The organism is Sphingomonas sp. M1-B02 (assembly GCF_026167525.1).
In the GTDB taxonomy this organism is placed as follows: Bacteria; Pseudomonadota; Alphaproteobacteria; order Sphingomonadales; family Sphingomonadaceae; genus Sphingomonas.
This window is the reverse complement of sequence record NZ_CP110679.1, coordinates 3431975-3448633: the sequence shown is the minus strand read 5'-3', so window position 1 is coordinate 3448633 and position 16659 is coordinate 3431975. Positions and strand designations below refer to the sequence as shown.

At 65.9% G+C, this 16659-nt stretch carries 18 protein-coding genes; 11 read left to right on the top strand and 7 right to left on the bottom strand.

All coding sequences use genetic code 11. The features are described 5' to 3' along the window. The first annotated feature begins 33 nt into the window (after window positions 1–33). The gene (locus OKW87_RS16665) at window positions 34–1644 is read left to right on the top strand and encodes a phytoene desaturase family protein (RefSeq protein ID WP_265541180.1); all 1611 of its coding nucleotides are present in this window, start codon (window positions 34–36) and stop codon (window positions 1642–1644) included. Further along, window positions 1641–2204, top strand: coding sequence for a tetratricopeptide repeat protein (locus tag OKW87_RS16660; RefSeq protein WP_265541179.1), 564 nt, complete (start codon window positions 1641–1643; stop codon window positions 2202–2204). The genes OKW87_RS16665 and OKW87_RS16660 overlap by 4 nt, the downstream gene beginning before the upstream one ends. Window positions 2205–2406: 202 nt before the next feature. Here OKW87_RS16660 and OKW87_RS16655 read toward each other — a convergent pair whose 3' ends face one another. Continuing rightward, a complete protein-coding gene (locus tag OKW87_RS16655) occupies window positions 2407–3162 on the bottom strand; it encodes a competence/damage-inducible protein A (RefSeq protein WP_265541178.1) in 756 nt (251 codons plus the stop codon). Between the two features lie 53 nt (window positions 3163–3215). Here OKW87_RS16655 and map point away from each other — a divergent pair, with 53 nt between their 5' ends. Further along, window positions 3216–4040 carry a type I methionyl aminopeptidase gene (gene map, locus OKW87_RS16650; protein WP_265541177.1) on the top strand — a complete coding sequence of 275 codons (825 nt, stop codon included), beginning with the start codon at window positions 3216–3218 and terminating at the stop codon, window positions 4038–4040. On the opposite strand, the gene OKW87_RS16645 is transcribed toward map, so the two are convergent. Continuing rightward, window positions 4034–4336: a hypothetical protein gene (locus OKW87_RS16645; protein WP_265541176.1), complete on the bottom strand. Its 303-nt coding sequence runs from the start codon at window positions 4334–4336 to the stop codon at window positions 4034–4036. The genes map and OKW87_RS16645 overlap by 7 nt on opposite strands. Window positions 4337–4585: 249 nt before the next feature. On the opposite strand from OKW87_RS16645, the gene OKW87_RS16640 reads away from it, so the two are divergent. The 3 genes from OKW87_RS16640 (at window position 4586) to OKW87_RS16630 (ending at window position 7875) form a co-directional block, all read left to right on the top strand. Further along, a complete protein-coding gene (locus tag OKW87_RS16640; protein ID WP_265541175.1) occupies window positions 4586–4924 on the top strand; it encodes a P-II family nitrogen regulator in 339 nt (112 codons plus the stop codon). A 93-nt stretch (window positions 4925–5017) separates the two neighbouring features. Continuing rightward, window positions 5018–6430: a type I glutamate--ammonia ligase gene (gene glnA, locus OKW87_RS16635; protein WP_265541174.1), complete on the top strand. Its 1413-nt coding sequence runs from the start codon at window positions 5018–5020 to the stop codon at window positions 6428–6430. A 143-nt stretch (window positions 6431–6573) separates the two neighbouring features. Further along, window positions 6574–7875 carry a M20/M25/M40 family metallo-hydrolase gene (locus OKW87_RS16630; RefSeq protein WP_265541173.1) on the top strand — a complete coding sequence of 434 codons (1302 nt, stop codon included), beginning with the start codon at window positions 6574–6576 and terminating at the stop codon, window positions 7873–7875. Window positions 7876–7926: 51 nt separating this feature from the next. Here the strand turns inward: OKW87_RS16630 and OKW87_RS16625 are convergent, their stop codons facing one another. Beyond that, the gene (locus OKW87_RS16625) at window positions 7927–10443 is read right to left on the bottom strand and encodes a TonB-dependent receptor (protein ID WP_265541172.1); all 2517 of its coding nucleotides are present in this window, start codon (window positions 10441–10443) and stop codon (window positions 7927–7929) included. A gap of 173 nt (window positions 10444–10616) precedes the next feature. Here OKW87_RS16625 and OKW87_RS16620 point away from each other — a divergent pair, with 173 nt between their 5' ends. Next, the gene (locus OKW87_RS16620; protein WP_265541171.1) at window positions 10617–12041 is read left to right on the top strand and encodes an aldehyde dehydrogenase family protein; all 1425 of its coding nucleotides are present in this window, start codon (window positions 10617–10619) and stop codon (window positions 12039–12041) included. Window positions 12042–12101: 60 nt separating this feature from the next. Continuing rightward, window positions 12102–12527: a hemerythrin domain-containing protein gene (locus tag OKW87_RS16615; protein WP_265541170.1), complete on the top strand. Its 426-nt coding sequence runs from the start codon at window positions 12102–12104 to the stop codon at window positions 12525–12527. 3 nt (window positions 12528–12530) lie between these two features. On the opposite strand, the gene OKW87_RS16610 is transcribed toward OKW87_RS16615, so the two are convergent. Both OKW87_RS16610 and OKW87_RS16605 read right to left on the bottom strand, forming a co-directional pair. Then, on the bottom strand, window positions 12531–14303 hold the full coding sequence (locus OKW87_RS16610) for an SLC13 family permease (RefSeq protein WP_265541168.1): 1773 nt from the start codon (window positions 14301–14303) through the stop codon (window positions 12531–12533). Window positions 14304–14372: 69 nt separating this feature from the next. Beyond that, window positions 14373–14585, bottom strand: a complete 213-nt coding sequence (locus OKW87_RS16605) for a hypothetical protein (protein WP_265541166.1) — start codon at window positions 14583–14585, stop codon at window positions 14373–14375. Window positions 14586–14738: 153 nt separating this feature from the next. Between OKW87_RS16605 and OKW87_RS16600 the strand changes: the two genes are divergently transcribed. After that, window positions 14739–14927 (top strand): hypothetical protein, encoded by a 189-nt coding sequence (locus OKW87_RS16600; protein WP_265541164.1) that lies wholly within the window; start codon window positions 14739–14741, stop codon window positions 14925–14927. On the opposite strand, the gene OKW87_RS16595 is transcribed toward OKW87_RS16600, so the two are convergent. Next, window positions 14924–15400: a GNAT family N-acetyltransferase gene (locus OKW87_RS16595; protein WP_265541163.1), complete on the bottom strand. Its 477-nt coding sequence runs from the start codon at window positions 15398–15400 to the stop codon at window positions 14924–14926. The two genes, OKW87_RS16600 and OKW87_RS16595, sit on opposite strands and share 4 nt — an antisense overlap. Window positions 15401–15449: 49 nt before the next feature. Further along, on the bottom strand, window positions 15450–16073 hold the full coding sequence (locus tag OKW87_RS16590; protein ID WP_265541161.1) for a S24 family peptidase: 624 nt from the start codon (window positions 16071–16073) through the stop codon (window positions 15450–15452). A 90-nt stretch (window positions 16074–16163) separates the two neighbouring features. Between OKW87_RS16590 and OKW87_RS16585 the strand changes: the two genes are divergently transcribed. Together OKW87_RS16585 and OKW87_RS16580 are read left to right on the top strand one after the other, a co-directional pair. Further along, window positions 16164–16346 (top strand): hypothetical protein, encoded by a 183-nt coding sequence (locus tag OKW87_RS16585; RefSeq protein ID WP_265541159.1) that lies wholly within the window; start codon window positions 16164–16166, stop codon window positions 16344–16346. Continuing rightward, a complete protein-coding gene (locus tag OKW87_RS16580; protein WP_265541156.1) occupies window positions 16343–16657 on the top strand; it encodes a hypothetical protein in 315 nt (104 codons plus the stop codon). Before OKW87_RS16585 ends, OKW87_RS16580 begins: the two co-directional genes overlap by 4 nt. Window positions 16658–16659 lie beyond the last annotated feature (2 nt).

Below are 16659 nucleotides of genomic sequence, written 5' to 3'. Positions count from 1 at the left end.
GATGACGAATTTCAGCGTGGGAGGTGGATCGCAATGACAAAACGTTACGACGCCCTCATCATCGGCGGGGGCCACAACGGCCTGGTCTGCGCCTTCTACCTCGCCCGCGCCGGGCTGAAGGTCCGCATCCTCGAGCGCCGGCACATCGTCGGGGGCGCCGCGGTGACCGAGTTGTTCCATCCCGGCTTCCGCAACTCCACCGCGAGCTACACGGTAAGCCTGCTCCGTCCCAAGATCATCGCCGACATGAAGCTCCACGATCGCGGGCTGCGCATCGTCGAGCGGCCGATCTCGAACTTCCTCCCCTTCGAGCGCGACTATCTCAAGCTCGGCGGCGGCACTGCGCGGACGCAGGCCGAGTTCGCACGCTTTTCGAAGAAAGACGCCGAAGCCTTTCCGGCCTATGAAGCGGCGCTCGAACGCGTGGCGCAGGTGCTGCGCGATCTCGCGCTCAAGACCCCGCCCAATGCCGGCGGCGGCATCGGCGCGCTCCTCGCCGCCGCGACGCAGGGCCGGCGCCTCGCCGGCATGGCCCTCCCCGCGCAGCAGGACCTGCTCGACCTGTTCGTGAAGTCCGCGCGCGATTTCCTCGACGGCTGGTTCGAAAGCGACGCGGTCAAGTCCGCTTTCGGCTTCGACGCGGTGGTCGGCAATTATGCCGGCGTCAGCACGCCGGGCTCGGCCTATGTCCTGCTCCACCACGTCTTCGGCGAAGTGAACGGCAAGAAGGGCGGCTGGGGCCATGCGATCGGCGGCATGGGCGCGATCACGCAAGCCATGGCCGAGGCGTGCGCGGAGGTGGGCGTCGAAATCTCGCTCGAAGCCCCGGTTGCCGAGGTGCTCGTGGACGGCGGCAAGGCGACCGGGGTCCGCCTCGCGTCGGGCGAGGAGATCGCCGCGCCGATCGTCGCCGCCAATGTCGGGCCGCTTCTGCTCTACGACCAACTCGTCCGCCCGTCCGACCTCGACGCAAATTTCAAGCGCCGCATCGCCGGCTTCAAGGCGGGCAGCGGCAGTTTCCGGATGAACCTCGCGCTCTCCGAGCTTCCCGATTTCACTGTCCTGCCCGGTAAGGACGAAGAGCATCACCGCGCCGGCATCATCATCGCCCCCGGCCTCGATTATATGGACCGCGCCTACGACGACGCCCGCGCCCACGGCTGGTCGCGCGATCCGATCGTCGAGATCACCCTCCCCTCCACCGTCGACAACAGCCTCGCCCCGCCCGGCGCGCACGTCGCCTCGCTCTTCTGCCAGCAATTCGCGCCGGTCCTGCCGGAAGGCCGCAGTTGGGACGACGAACGCGAGGCCGCGGCCGACCGGATCATCGATACCGTCACCGCGCACGCGCCCAACTTCAAGGCGTCGATCATCGCCCGCCAGATCCACTCGCCGCTCGATCTCGAGCGCAAGTTCGGGCTGATCGGCGGCGACATCTTCCACGGCCGCATGTCGCTCGACCAGCTCTGGGCGGCCCGCCCGGTGCTCGGACATGCCGACTACCGCGCGCCGATCCGCGGGCTCTACATGTGCGGCGCGGGGACCCATCCGGGCGGCGGCGTCACCGGCGCGCCGGGGCATAATGCAGCGCGGGAGATTTTGCGCGATCGAGGGATGGTGGGGCGGCTATTGGGTCGGAGATGAACGGCACGATCGCTATCGACCCACTTACGGACATTGGCCCAGCGCTCAAAAAATGCCGACCGCAGGTCATGCCGGACACCGATGCGCTTCTCCGAATTGCATACGACGCAGCAGAAGCGGGTAATTTCGCTCATGCGCTGCAATGCTACGAGAGGGGGGCGGCCCTTGGGGATGCCATGTGCCTCCAAGCTTTGGGCTATATGTACGATGTCGGCGAAGGCGTGACTGGCGACAAAGCTATGGCGATGGCGCTCTATCGGAAGGCTTGGAAGCGCGGCAGTCACGCGGCAGCTACGAACATTGCGATACTTTACCGCGAGATGGGTAGAAAGCGGACGATGTTTCGGTGGTACGAGCGAGTTGCCCGGGCAGGCGACGGTAGCGCGCAGCTTGAGATGGCGAAATGCTACCTGAGTGGCTCAGGTGTCCGAAAGAACGTGCAGGCGGCCCTTCGGTGCCTCGCCGCGGCGAATGCTTCCGACTACATTACGGAGTACGAACGTGAAGAGGCACAGGCGATGCTGATGGGGCTGAAACCCGCGATCCTGAATGGCAGCTAACCACCCAATTTTCAGAATTAACGCTGGAGCGCGGGACCGGCTCGCCCCCAGGGTTACTCGCGCCTTACCGGGCCTTCGTCCAGTTGATCGAATGTAGACGACGCCGTGTCCGCAATCTACGTGTCCGCTATCTAGTTGCTTATCTCTGATAGCGGTCAGGCAGCTTCCCACCCAAACGCAGTTAAGCCGCAAATCCTCGGCCCTAAATCCCGCCCTCGACCACCGCATGCCCAGCCGCGCCAAGCGCGTCTCCAAGCGCCGCAACGCAGGCATCCACCACCCCCTGCTCGGTCGCCCGCACCACGAAGTTCGCCCCCGTCCTTCCTTCACGGAAAAAGGGATAGCTGCCGATCGAGACCCCCGCATGCGCCCGCTCGGTCGCGCCGAGCAGGTCGGCGATCTCGCTCTCCGCCACCCAGCTGCCGATCGTGCGCGACAGGACCGGGCGCCCGCCTTCCAGCGTGCCCGTCAGCGCGTCGAGCATTCCCGCAGTGATATGCGGCACCCCCGCCAGGATGAAGATATTCCCCACCCTTATCCCCGGCGCGCCCGACATGCGGTTCGGGATCAGGTCCGCGCCCTCGGGCACCCGCGCCATCCGCAGCCGGGTGTCGGTGATCCCGCCCTTGCTTTCATAATAACGCGTCAGCACCGCGCGCGCCTCGGGGTGCACCACCACCGGCACGCCCAGAGCGACGGCGATCGCGTCCACGGTGATGTCGTCATGAGTCGGCCCGATGCCGCCGGTGGTGAAGAGATAATCGTTGCGCGCGCGCAGCGCGTTGACCGCCTCGACGATCGCGCTTTCGACATCGGCGACCACGCGCACCTCGGCAAGCCTTATGCCCTGGACGTTGAGCCACGATGCCAGCTGCGCGACATTCTTGTCCTGCGTGCGGCCCGACAAGATCTCGTCGCCGATCACCACCAGTGCCGCGGTCCAGATGCGCTCGCTCATGCCGTTGCCGTACGATCTCGCAAAGCGGCACGCAAACGACTATATCGCGCGCCATGACCGAATATGTGACCGTCTCCGAAGACATGCCCCAGGCCCGCACGGGCGCGATCAAGCTGCACGGGCCCGAAGGCTTCGAAGGCATGCGCAAGGCGGGTCGGCTCGCGGCCGAAATCCTCGACGCTTTGGTGCCGCATGTCGTCCCCGGGGTCACCACCGGCGAGCTCGACGATATCGTCCGTACGATGAGCCTGGCGGCAGGCGGCGTCCCCGCGACGCTCGGCTATCGCGGCTATACGCATAGCTGCTGCATCTCGATCAACCACGTCGTCTGCCACGGCATCCCCTCCGATCGCACGCTCAAGGATGGCGACATCGCCAATATCGACGTGACCCCGCTGCTCGGCGGCTGGCATGGCGATACCAGCCGGATGTATCTGGTCGGCAACGTGCCGATCAAGGCGCGGCGGCTGGTCGACGTGACCTACGAATGCCTGATGCTCGGGCTCGAGCAGGCCAGGCCCGGCAACCATCTGGGCGACATCAGCCACGCGATCCAGCAGCATGCCGAGAAGCATCGCTATGGCGTTGTCCGCGATTTCTGCGGGCATGGCGTCGGACAGCTGTTCCACGATGCACCCGAAGTCGTCCATATCGGGCGCCCCGGCACCGGGCCCGAGCTGCGTCCGGGGATGTTCTTCACGGTCGAGCCGATGATCAACATCGGCCGCCCCGACGTGAAGTTGCTCGAGGATGGCTGGACGGCGGTCACCCGCGACCGCTCGCTGTCGGCCCAGTTCGAACATTCGATCGGCATTACCGAAACCGGCTGCGAGATCTTCACGACGAGCCCCAAGGGGCTCGACCACCCGCCTTACTGAGGCAGGCGCCGAACGAAGGAGTGGCCGGCGGCCGGGCGCCGTGGAGCGACCGGTCGAGCGGTTCGTCCGGCTGCGGCTTTTGCCTGCCTGCCGTCCCAGTTGCGCAGCATGATCTCGGCATCGTGCGGCATGAGATTACCGAGCTTCGTGCTGATCCAGCAGTCCGCCCGATTTTCCGGCGCGAGCGCCATCAGTCCATGCGCCATGATCAGCAGGGGCCCCTCCGCCACGATCGTATCGGCCCGTTCGCAGCGTCGATGGATCGCGGCCGGAACGTTCATCGGCATAAGCAACATAACGCACCCATATTGGTTATCTGAGATAACTTCGATCAGTGACGAAGGTTCCGCCATGTTTCGTCGGGCAGGCGCAAGGCTGCCCCTCAATCGGGCAATGGTGCGGCGATGCACATTTGTTAGGCAGTCATTAACCCGCCCCAGCCGGCGTCTCGCTGGAAAAACCGTATCGGGGCGGCTGGCACGCTTGTTGTAAGGCGCGCTATGGGGAACAAGGATCGTCCATGTTCCTGTGGGGTATTGCAGCTCGTGAAAAAGATCGAAGCCATCATCAAGCCGTTCAAGCTGGATGAAGTGAAGGAAGCCCTCCACGAAGTCGGCGTGAGCGGCATCACCGTGACCGAGGCAAAGGGCTTTGGTCGGCAAAAGGGCCACACCGAACTGTATCGCGGCGCCGAATATGTCGTCGATTTCCTCCCCAAGGTGAAGCTCGAGGTCGTCGTCGAGGATGCCCTGGCCGAGCGCGTGGTAGAGGCGATCGCCGGCGCCGCGCAGACCGGCCGGATCGGCGACGGCAAGATCTTCGTCATGCCGGTCGAGACCGCGCTCCGTATCCGCACCGGCGAGCGCAACGAAAACGCGATTTGACGCGACGCAGCATCACGTCGATGTTGCACCCGCACAGGTAATTTTATTGCCCGATTCGTCGGGCTTTTGCACGAGAGCGAAAGGGGTCTCATTATGGCGAACTCAGCCAACGACATTCTCAAGATGGTCAAGGAGAATGAAATCGAGTGGATCGATCTGCGGTTCACCGATCCCAAGGGCAAGTGGCAGCATCTGACGATGGTCGCCAGCATCGTCGGCGACGACGAGCTGACCGACGGCTTCATGTTCGACGGCTCCTCGATCGAGGGCTGGAAGGCGATCAACGAATCCGACATGATCCTGAAGCCCGATCTCGACGCGGTCTGGATGGATCCCTTCTCGGCGACGCCGATGCTGATCCTGGTCTGCGACGTGGTCGAGCCTTCGACCGGCGAACTCTATTCGCGCGATCCCCGCTCCACCGCCAAGCGCTCGGAAGCCTATCTCAAGACGCTCGGCATCGGCGACACCGTCTATGTCGGCCCCGAAGCCGAATTCTTCATGTTCGACGACGTCCGCTTCGAGAATAGCTACGCCACCAGCTATTATGCGATCGACGATATCGAGCTGCCCGGCAATTCGGGCAAGGAATATGAAGCCGGCAATATGGGCCATCGCCCGCGCGCCAAGGGCGGCTATTTCCCGGTCGCGCCGGTCGACAGCGCCGTCGACATTCGCGGCGAGATGGTCTCGACCATGCTCGAGATGGGCCTGCCCTGCGACAAGCATCACCACGAAGTCGCCAGCGCGCAGCACGAGCTCGGCCTGACCTTCGGCACGCTGGTCACCACCGCCGATCGCATGCAGATCTACAAATATGTCGTGCACCAGGTCGCGCATGCATACGGCAAGACCGCGACCTTCATGCCCAAGCCGATCAAGGAAGATAACGGCTCGGGCATGCACACCCACTTCTCGATCTGGGAAGGCTCGAACCCGCTCTTCGCCGGCAACGGCTATGCCGGCCTGTCCGACATGTGCCTCTATTTCATCGGCGGCGTGATCAAGCACGCCAAATCGCTGAACGCCTTCACCAATCCGTCGACCAACAGCTACAAGCGGCTGGTTCCGGGCTATGAGGCGCCGGTGTTGCTCGCTTATTCGAGCCGCAACCGTTCGGCATCGTGCCGCATTCCTTACGGCACCGGCAGCAAGGCCAAGCGCGTCGAGTTCCGTTTCCCGGATGCACTGGCGAACCCTTATCTCTGCTACGCCGCGATCCTGATGGCCGGCCTCGACGGCATCCAGAACAAGATCCACCCCGGCGAGCCGATGGATAAGAATCTCTACGATCTGCCGCCGGCAGAGCTGGAGCAGGTTCCCACCGTCTGCGGTTCGCTCCGCGAAGCGCTCGACAGCCTCGAGGCCGATATGGATTATCTTCTGAAGGGCGACGTCTTTACGCGCGACCAGGTCGAGGCCTATATCGAGATCAAGCGTGCCGATGTGGCCCGTTGGGAAATGACTCCCAGCCCGGTTGAGTATGACATGTATTATAGCTCCTGATCCTCTGGATCAGTGGGACAGCAGGACGCCCGGGCCGAAAGGTCCGGGCGTTTTGCCTTGTGCCTCCCTCTGTTCTTCTTCGGGATTACGGTCATCGAGGCGCGGGCGTTGCAGCCGAGCATGACCAGCCCTAGCATGCCGCCATGATCCGCATCCTCCTCGGCACGCTCGCTCTCCTGTCCGCCACCCCCGCCGCCGCCCAGCTCTCGAAACCCGAGGCCGAAATGGTCGCGACGGTCGACGCCGAGGCCGAGCGCACGATCGCCTTCCTCGAGGATATGGTCGAGCATAACAGCGGCACGCTGAATCTGCCCGGCGTGAAGCAGCTGGGGGTCGAGATCATCCAGCCCGAGCTCGTCAATCTCGGCTTCAAGGTCGATTGGATCGATCAGGCCGCGGTCGCCCGCTCGGGCCACCTCGTCGCCACGCACAAGGGCAATGGCCGCGGCAAGCATATGCTGCTGATCGCACATCTCGATACCGTGTTCGAACCCGCCTCCCCCTTCCGCGGCTTCAAGCGCGAGGGCGACAAGGCGATCGGCCCGGGCGTGGTCGACGACAAGGGAGGGATCGCCGTGATCCTGGCCGCGCTGCGGGCGATGCAGGCCGCCGGCACGCTGAAGAATGCCGACATCATGGTCGTTCTCACCGGCGACGAGGAGAAGACCGGCGATCCGATCCCCACCGCCCGCAAGGATCTGATCGAGGCCGGTAAATGGGCCGACGTCGCACTGGAATTCGAAAATCTCGCGCGCGAAGACGGCAAGGATTATGGCACCGTGGCGCGCCGCAGCGCCAACAACTGGACGCTCACCGCCACCGGCAAGACCGGCCATGGCGGCGGCATCTTCACACCCGGCCAGGGCTACGGCGCGATCTACGAGATCAGCCGGATCCTGAACGGCTGGCGCAGCGAGCTGATCGAGGAGAACCTGACCTTCAACGTCGGCGTGATCGGCGGCGGCACCCCCGCTACGATCGACGGCGACGGCGTGAAGATCGAGGCATCGGGCAAGACCAACGTCATCCCCGCCACCGCGATCGCCCGCGGCGACCTGCGCAGCCTGACCCCCGAGCAGGATGCCGCCGCGCGCGCGAAGATGCAGGCGATCGTCGCGCAGCACCTGCCCGGCACCGGCGCGACGCTGACCTTCCAGGACAATACCCCGCCGATGGCGCCGACCGCGGGCAATCGCGCGCTGCTCGCCCGCCTCAACAGCGTCAACCGCGACATCGGCCTGCCGGCGATGGCCGAATATCCGCCCGCCAAGCGCGGCGCCGCCGATTCGAGCTTCGTCGCGGCCTATTCCGATACGCTGGCGGGGATGGGCCCGGTCGGCGGCACGCTCCATGCCGAGGGCGAGTGGCTGGACGTGCCGAGCCTCGCGATCCAGGCGAAGCGCGCCGCGATCCTGATGTCGCGCCTCGCTCGCGAGAAGCGCTGAGCAAAGACGCCCGGCCGCTCTAGGGGCAGCCGGGCGCCTCCCCCTGTTCCCTCAGCGGCGACCGAGCCGCAGGCTGAGGGCAACCCCATACATCCGCGGCTCGCCCGCGATGAAGGTCGGCAGGCCGATCCCGTCGCCGGTATTGCCCGCATCCTTGATATAGTTCTGCTCGAGGAGGTTGGTGGCGAACGCCTCCAGCCGCCAGCGGCCGTTCGCGGTCTCCAGCCCGACGCGCGCGTCGACCAGCGCATAGGAGCCCTGCTGCTCGTCCTGCACGCTGTCGGCGATCAGGTTCGCGACCTGCAGCGCCGGCAGGTCGTTGTCGTCGTCGAAGAAGACATCGGACTGCCAGGTGACGCTGGGGGTGAAGTCGATCTTCACCGGACCGGCGGGCACGCTCAGCGCCACGCCGAACGAAGCGCTGTGATCGGGCGAGAGACGGAAGCGATTGCCCTCACGCGCACCGGTTTTGAAGCGGCTGTGATTATAGGCATAGGTGCCGAACAGCTTTGCCCAGTCGGTGGCCGTCCAGGTCAGCTGGCCTTCGAAGCCATAGCTTTCGGCCTTGCCCGCATTGATCGTCACGAAGCTCGTGCCCTGCTGCTCGGTCGTCTGGAAGTTCGAGTAGCGATAGTAAAAGAAGGACGCGTCGGCGAAGAGCGTGCGCCCCGCGAGCGCGGTCTTGGCGCCCACTTCATAGCTGTCGACCGTCTCGGCCGGGAGAACGCTGAAGCGCGCCGCGCCACCGGGCGCCGCGGGCGGCCCCGCGCTGAGCACTTCGGGCCGGCGGCCACGGGCGTAATTGGCGTAGAGGCTCGCGTCGCGCGACAGTTCGTAGCGCGCGTTGCCGCGCCAGGTGAAGCCATCGTCCTTCAGATCGGCGTCATAGCGCTGGCCGTTGGTGCCGGTGGGCTGAAGGCCCAGCCCGAACAGCGGCACCGGGAAAGCGGCCGAGGTCGGGATCGACGCCGCGCCGGGCACCGTCAGTGCGCCCAGCAATGCGGTGCGCGTCGCCGCCGGCTGCGCCAGCGCGCCGATGAACCCGCCCAGGATCGATCGGCCGTTGACCACCGACGACTGGTAGCCGCTGCTCTTGTCGTCGTTGCTCCAGCGGATGCCCGCGCCGATCTCGAGCGCGTCGGTCAGCTTGAAGGTGGCGTCGGCGAACAGGTCCCAGCTTTCGGTGCGGGCGAAATTGGTGCTGGTCTCGATATGGCTCGACTTGAGGTTGGCCGCGATCGCCTGCGCCTGCGCCGAGGAGAGTGCCACCCCGCGTGCAGCCGCGACGCCCTGCAGCAACTGCCCGGTGAAGGCCCGATTGGCGAAAGCGCCGATCGGCGCCGGATTGCTCGCCGTGCCGCCACCGCTCAGCGTATTGGTCAGCCGCGCGAGCAACACCCGCTCGTCGAACTGCGCCGGGGTGCGCTGGAAGCCGTCCTCGCGGAAATAGGTGCCGCCGAGGAATGCGGTCAGCCGGTCGTCCGAATAGGTCAGCCGCAGCGTCCCCATCGTCTGATCGCCCTGCGCGTCTTCGGCAGCGGTCAGCGCCGGCAGCGAGATGCCGTCGGCGTCGAAAATCTCGATGCCCGCAAACTTACGATAGGATCCGATCGCGTTGATCGAGAAGCGATCCGAAAGCTCGTAATTGGCGATGCCGGTGACCCCCCACACGTCGCGATCGAGGCCCAGCGGCTTGCCATTCTCGAAGTTCGCGCCCGCCGCCAGCGCCGCCCCCGAATTGCGGCCGCGATCGCCGATCACCGCGCCGGTCACGGGATCGGTCGGGTTGTAGGCGATCGACTTGAACGACGTGCCGCTCGCGCGGTCATGCTGATAATTGCCGATCAGGTCGATCGTCAGCGCGCCCGGCGCCCAGCGCAGCGACGCGCGCACCGCCTCGGACTTGATGCCGTTGAAATCCTCGCCGCCGAGCAGATTCTCGACATAACCTTGGCGCTCCTTGAAGCGCGACGCGACGCGCAGGCCGATGTCGCTGCCCAGCGGCAGGTTGACGGTCTGGTCGACGCGATAGGCGTCGTAATTGCCGTATTGGCCATAGAGATAGCCATAGCCATTGTTCGGATCGGCCTTGGCCTGGACCAGATTGACCGCGCCGATCAGCGCGCCTCGGCCGTAGAGCGTCGATTGCGGGCCCTTGGCGATCTCGACGCGCTCCATGTCGAACAATTCGACATAGGAGCCGCGCGACTTGGAGATCGACACGCCGTCCTGGAACACGGTGACGCGCGGCTCGGTATAGGCCGCGCCATTGTCCGAGGTGATGCCGCGCATCACGAAGCCGGGATTGTTCGGCGACTGGTTCTGCACGTCGAAGCCCGGCACGAACTGGCCGAGCCGATCGAATTCGGTGATGCCCAGATCGTCGAGAAACTCGCCCTGGTAAGCGGTCAGCGCGAACGGCACTTCGATCGGCGACTGTTCGACCAGCTGCGCAGTGACCAGGATTTCGCCTTCCTGTTCCTCGGCGGCGGGGACATCCTGCGCCATCGCAGGCGCGATCAGGGCAAGCGGGCTGGCAAGCGCAAGCAGCGCGAAACGTACGGACATGGAATACTCCCTGGGATTTGGTTCGGGAGCTTGTCGCCGCCCCTCGGCGGCCCTGTTGCACTGCGATCATGACGGCGATGTTGCGTCGCAGCGACAATCCCGCGACCTTGCGCCGAGCCGCCGCGCCGTCCATTCACGGTGCCATACCGGATATTCGAATCGGAGGGAGCGGGATGCACAGCTATCTGAACCACTATATCGACGGCACCTGGGTCGAGAGCGAGGGCGGCACCCGCCACGCAGTCATCAATCCCGCCACCGAATTGCCCGCAAGCGAGATCATGCTCGGCTCGCCAGCCGACGTCGAAAAGGCGGTTGGCGCGGCGCGCCAGGCCTTCGAGAGCTTCTCCCGGACCAGCGTCGACGATCGCATCGCGCTGATCGAGCGCATCCTGGTCGAATATAAGGCCCGCGCCGGCGATATGGCCGAGGCGATCAGCCTGGAGATGGGCGCCCCGCTCAGCCTGGCGAAGACCGCGCAGGTCGGCAGCGGCATCGGTCATTTCCTCGCCGCCGCGCGGGCGCTCAAGGAATTCCGCTATGAGGAGCAGGTCGGCAACAGCCTGGTCGTCCACGAGTCGATCGGCGTCGTCGCGCTGATCACCCCGTGGAACTGGCCGCTCAACCAGATCGTCTCGAAGGTCGCGCCGGCGCTGGCCGCGGGCTGCACGATGATCCTCAAACCTTCGGAAGAAGCACCGGGCTGCGCCGCGATCTTCGCCGAAGTGCTCGACGCCGCCGGCGTGCCGCCGGGCGTGTTCAACCTGGTCAACGGCGATGGCCCGGGCGTCGGCACAGCCCTCTCGCGGCATCCCCAGGTCGACATGGTCAGCTTCACCGGCTCGACTCGCGCGGGCATCCTCGTGGCCAGGAATGCCGCCGATACGGTCAAGCGCGTCCATCAGGAACTCGGCGGCAAATCGCCTGCGCTGATCCTGGAAAGCGCCGACCTGGCCAAGGCGGTCCCCGGCACCTTGTTCAGCGTGCTGATGAACTCCGGGCAGAGCTGCATCGCCCCCGCCCGCCTGCTCGTGCCCCGCGCGCTGCAGGAGGCGGTCGCCGCGCGCGCCGCCGATATGATGAAGGCAACGGTCTGCGGCGATCCCGCCCAGGAAGGCCGCCATATCGGCCCGGTCGTCAACAAGGCGCAGTGGGACAAGATCCAGGGCCTGATCGCCAAGGGGCTCGAAGAGGGCGCCACGCTGGAGGCCGGCGGCCCGGGGCGGCCCGACGGCATCGAAGCCGGCTATTTCGTCAAGCCGACGCTATTTTCGAATGTCCGCAATGACATGACGATCGCCCGCGAGGAAATCTTCGGGCCCGTGGTCACGATCATCCCCTATGAGGATGAGGAGGACGCCATCCGCATCGCCAACGACACCGATTATGGCCTGTCCGCCGTGCTGTTCGGCGATGCCGAATCGGTGAAGAGGGTGGCGCCGCGGCTGCGGGCCGGAATGGTCTATATCAACGGCGGCCAGCCCGATCCCAACCTGCCCTTCGGCGGCTACAAGCAGTCGGGCAACGGCCGCGAACATGGCAAATACGGGCTGGCCGAATATATGGAGATCAAGGCGGTAGTCGGGGCTTTTGCGTAACGATGACCGGAAGCATCGCTAACCTTTCTTCGCCATTCAGGTACCCTCAGGGAGACCGGAATGAGCTACGAACGTCTGATTGCCGAGCATGACCGTATCGACGATGCAGTGAGCCAGTTGCTGGCGCTGGTGGAAGTCGAGACGCCCGATGTGGACGCCATCATCATCGACATGGCGGTCCTGTCGTGCGAGCTGTCCGAGCATCTCGCGCATGAGGACAGTTTCATCTATCCGCGGATGATCGCGGCGCAGAATACCGGCATGTCGGACGCCGCCAAACGGTTCGTGCTCGAATTTTCCACGCTACGCGCCGATTGGGTCCAGTATCTCGCGGAATGGGGTCGCGAGACGATCCTGGCCGACTGGGAGACCTTTAGCGCAGAGACCCGGGCCATGCTCGCGCGCCTTGCAGCCCGGATCAGCGCGGAGAACAATTTGCTCTACCCCGCAGCGCTGCGCGAAGGCGCGATCAACCTTCGCAGCTGACCATCACTGCACCGGCCAGGTCCACAGGATCAGCGGCGTTCCCACCAACAGCACCAGCAGCGAGAGCGGCGCCCCCAGCCGCGCATAATCGCTGAAGCGATAGCCGCCCGGACCCATCACGAGCGTATTGCACTGATGCCCGATCGGGGTGAGGAAATCGCAGCCAGCGCCCACCGCGGTCGCCATCAGGAACGCCTCGGGGCGATAGCCGAGACCCGTCGCGAAGGTCGCCGCGATCGGCGCCATCACCAGCACGGTCGCGGCATTGTTGAGGAACGGCGTCACCGCCATCGCCGCGGCCAGGATCAGCGCGACCGCGCCCCAGGGCGGCAGCGTCGCCGCGAAGGTCGAGAGCCAGTCGCCGATCAGATCGGTGGCGCCGGTCGTGCGCAGCGTGTCGCTGACCGGGATCAGTGCGCCGAGCATGATCAGGATCGGCCATTCGATATGGTCATAGGCCTCGCGTACCGGCAGCGCGCCGGTGAGGATCACCAGCCCCGCCGCCGCGAAGAAGGCGACCGCCACCGGCACATAGCCGGTCGCCGTGGCGATCATAGCAACGGCCAGGATCGCCAGCGGCAACAGCCCCTTGCGCGCGCTGCCCAGCCGCAGCGTCCGCTCCGCCAGCGGCAGGCAGCCCAGCTCGCCTAGCCGCTCGAACAACAGGCCCAGCGGCCCCTGCAGCACGATCAGGTCGCCCGCGCGAAGCTCGATCTCGCCCAGCCGTCGCGCGAGCCGCTCGCCGCGGCGCGAGACTGCGATCAGATTGACGCCGAAGCGTTCGTGCAGGCCCAGCCGGCCGGCGGTGCGCCCGACCAGCGGGCTATCGGTGCCGATCACCGCTTCGAGCACGCCGACCTCGGCGCCGCCACCCTCGGGCTTCTCGCGATGCTCGCCCTCCAGCTCCAGCCCGTCGGTGGCGATCACCCGCTCCAGCGCGTCGGGTGCCCCGGCAAGGATCAGCAGATCCTCCGGCTGCAGCGTGGTCTGCGGATAGGGTGCGCTGCGAATTCCGCCGCGCAGGATCGCCGTGACCGTAATCTCCTGTTCGTGCCGTGCACGAAATTCGGCGACGGTCTCGTCCACCGCGGCCGAGCCGGCGGGGATCGCCGCCTCGGTCACATAATCCTGGATGTCGAGCGCTTCGCCGAGCGTCGGCGCCGCCCGCCGTCCGCGCGGCAGCAGGCGATAGCCGAAGCGCAGGAAGATCAGCCCCACCACCGTGAGCCCCAGCCCGACCGGCGCATAATCGAACATGCCGAACGGCTCGCCGGTCATCTCCTGCCGCACCCGGCTGACGATGATGTTGGGCGAGGTGCCGATCAGCGTGATCAGCCCGCCCAGCAGCGAGGCGAACGCCATCGGCATCAGGAACACCGCCGGGGTCGCATTCGATCGCTTCGACATCTGGAAGGCGACCGGCATCATCATCGCCAGCGCGCCGATATTCTTGACCAGGGCCGATGCGAAGCCGACGCTGGCGCACAGCAAAAGCAGTTGCGAGCGAATCCGGGTAACGCGGCGCTGCAGCAACAGCATCGCGCTTTCGATCACGCCCGATCGCTGCACCGCGCCGGAGAGGACCAGCGCCGAGCCGACGATGATGACGATATCGTCGGAAAAGCCGGTGAAGGCGTCCTCAGGCTTCACGATCCCCACGGCGAGCGCCGCCAGCAGCGCCATCACCGCGACCAGATCGTAGCGAAACCGCCCCCAGATGAAGAGCAGCATCATGCCGAACAGCACGGCGGCGGACAGGGTTTGCGGAAGAGTCATCCGGCCTCGGCTTAGGGAGTGAAGGCCCCCCTAACAATCGGCGCGCGAATGCGCTCCCCAAAGTAGAGGCTAGTGGATCGTCCCCACCGCGCGGGGGATCGACATCAGCACCACGAGCCGCTCGATCTGGCGCCAGCGACAGAAATGGATGTGGTTGCCGACGTCGCGGCTGCGATCGGCGCGCGCTGCCGCTTCCGAGCCGGCATATTCGCCAAAAGCGCGGATCAGTTCGTTCGCGTCGGCCACTTCGCGCGCGTCGCCAAGGTAGGGCAGGAATTCCATAGCGACTCCGGGCACAGGGGATCGGATCCCGATGCCGACGTCTCTGTCAGACAAGTCTGAAGCTTTCGCGCGCCACCAAGGTGGACCCGCCGGTAACCATATCGTGCGCCGCGGGAGTGGCGCCCCTTCCCGCTTCGTGGCAAGGCGGCGGACATGGCAAATTCTAGCTCGCGTTCGCCGATGGCAGGCGGTTTCCTGCTCTCGCTCAGCCTGATCGTCGGCGTCGTCGCCGGGGCCGTGCAGGGCCAGGCCTCGATCGGTTTCCTGGCGGGCCTGGCGGTCGGGCTGGTCCTGCTGACCACGGTCTGGCTCGTCGACCGCCGCCGGAGCCGCCGACGCTAGAGGTTCAGCGCCATGAACAGCGTTCCGGGCGGCGTCGGCGCATAATAGGGTTCGATGCGCCGGAACCCCAGCTTCTCATACAGCCTGATCGCCGTGGTCATCGACGCCAGCGTGTCGAGGAGCAACGCCCGATATTCCAGCCGCCGAGCTTCGGCGACAATCGCCGCGGTCAGCGCCTCGCCCAATCCGCACCCCCGCGCGCTGGGCAGCAGGAACAAGCGTTTCATTTCGCAGCACCCATCGCGTGCGGCCGGCCGCAGCGCGACGCAGCCGATCGCGGCGCCGTCCGGCGCACGCGCCAGCAGCAGCGCGCCACGCGGCGGGGCATAGTCCCCCGGCAACGACGCCAGCTCCGCGTCGAAACCCTGATAGGCGAGGTCTACGTCCAGCGACTCGGCATAACGCGCGAACAAGACCGCGGCGTCGTTGCGATCCGTGTCGGTCCGTGAAGAGGCGATCTGATAGGGGCTCACGCCGTTACATGACGTGACTCCCGCGCGCTTCGCAACCCGGAGCCCGGCCTTAAACCAGCGACCGCCCCAGCCAGGCGACCTGCCCGATCACTTCCACCTCTTCCCGACTGCAGGTGCGCGGCGGATAGGCGGGATTGTCACTGATCACCTCCAGCGCCCCCACCGCCGGCCGGAGCCGCTTGACCATCAGCGTATCGTCGAGCCGGATCACGAAGATGCCCCCGCGCCTGGGCACCTCACGCCGGTCGCGGTCGATCAATATTTCGTCGCCGTCGCACAGCAGAGGCTCCATCGACTCGCCTTCGACGCGGATGATCGATGCCGCCGCAGCGCGCACGCCCAATTGCCGCAACTGCTCCGGCGCCATCGCACCCGGCCGGCGTGCCGCCTCACCTTCCGCGACTCGTCCCGGCCCGGCCGAAGCGCCCACATCGAGCCGCGGAATTTCGATCAGTCCTCCCCGTTCCGGCCCGCCGAGCCGCGCCTCCGGCACGCCCAGATACCGCGCCAACAGTCCCCGCTCGCGCTCGCCGAGCTGACGCGGACTGCCGCGGCGAACATATTGCTGCAGATAGGCAGGGTTGCGCCCGATGACGCGCGAGAGCTCGGACAGGCTGACTCCCGTCTCTGCGGTCAGCGCTGAAAACGCAGCCCTCTGTTCCTCGAAATCCATCGCGCGATCCTACCCGTAGGATTTTTCCTAGACAAGTAGGAATTGAAGAACAAGACAGGAACATATTTGGCGAATCGGAGGAGCAGATGAATGGAGATGCGGTGGCGAATCGAGAAATTCCTGCGGGTATCGGCAATGTCCGCGACTCGTTTCGGGCGGCTGGCGATCGGCGATCCCTGCCTGGTGCACGATCTTCGGAGGGGCCGCGAATTGCGGCCGCGGACGATCGCCCGGCTCGACGCCTTCCTCGCCGGGCAAAAGAGCGCGCCATGAGCCGGGGCCCCGATGCCGCCACCTTGCTGGAGCGTGCCCTGCGCGCCAGTGGTGAAAAGGCCGGATGCGTGGTCGATATCCTCCGGTCGGACATGACTCGCTGGGCGAGCGCTACGTTCACCGGGGCGCGTCATCTGATGACGCTCACGGGCCATGCCTCGCCGGCGTTCGACGGCTGGATCGCCGCCCTGCCGGACGCAGAGCTTTGCCTGCGCGGCCATCTCGTCGCCGATTGCGTGGTGATGCGGGTAATATACGACGCGAGCCGTGCGGTCGCGACGATCGAGGTGCTGACGCTCGAGGAGGGCTAGTC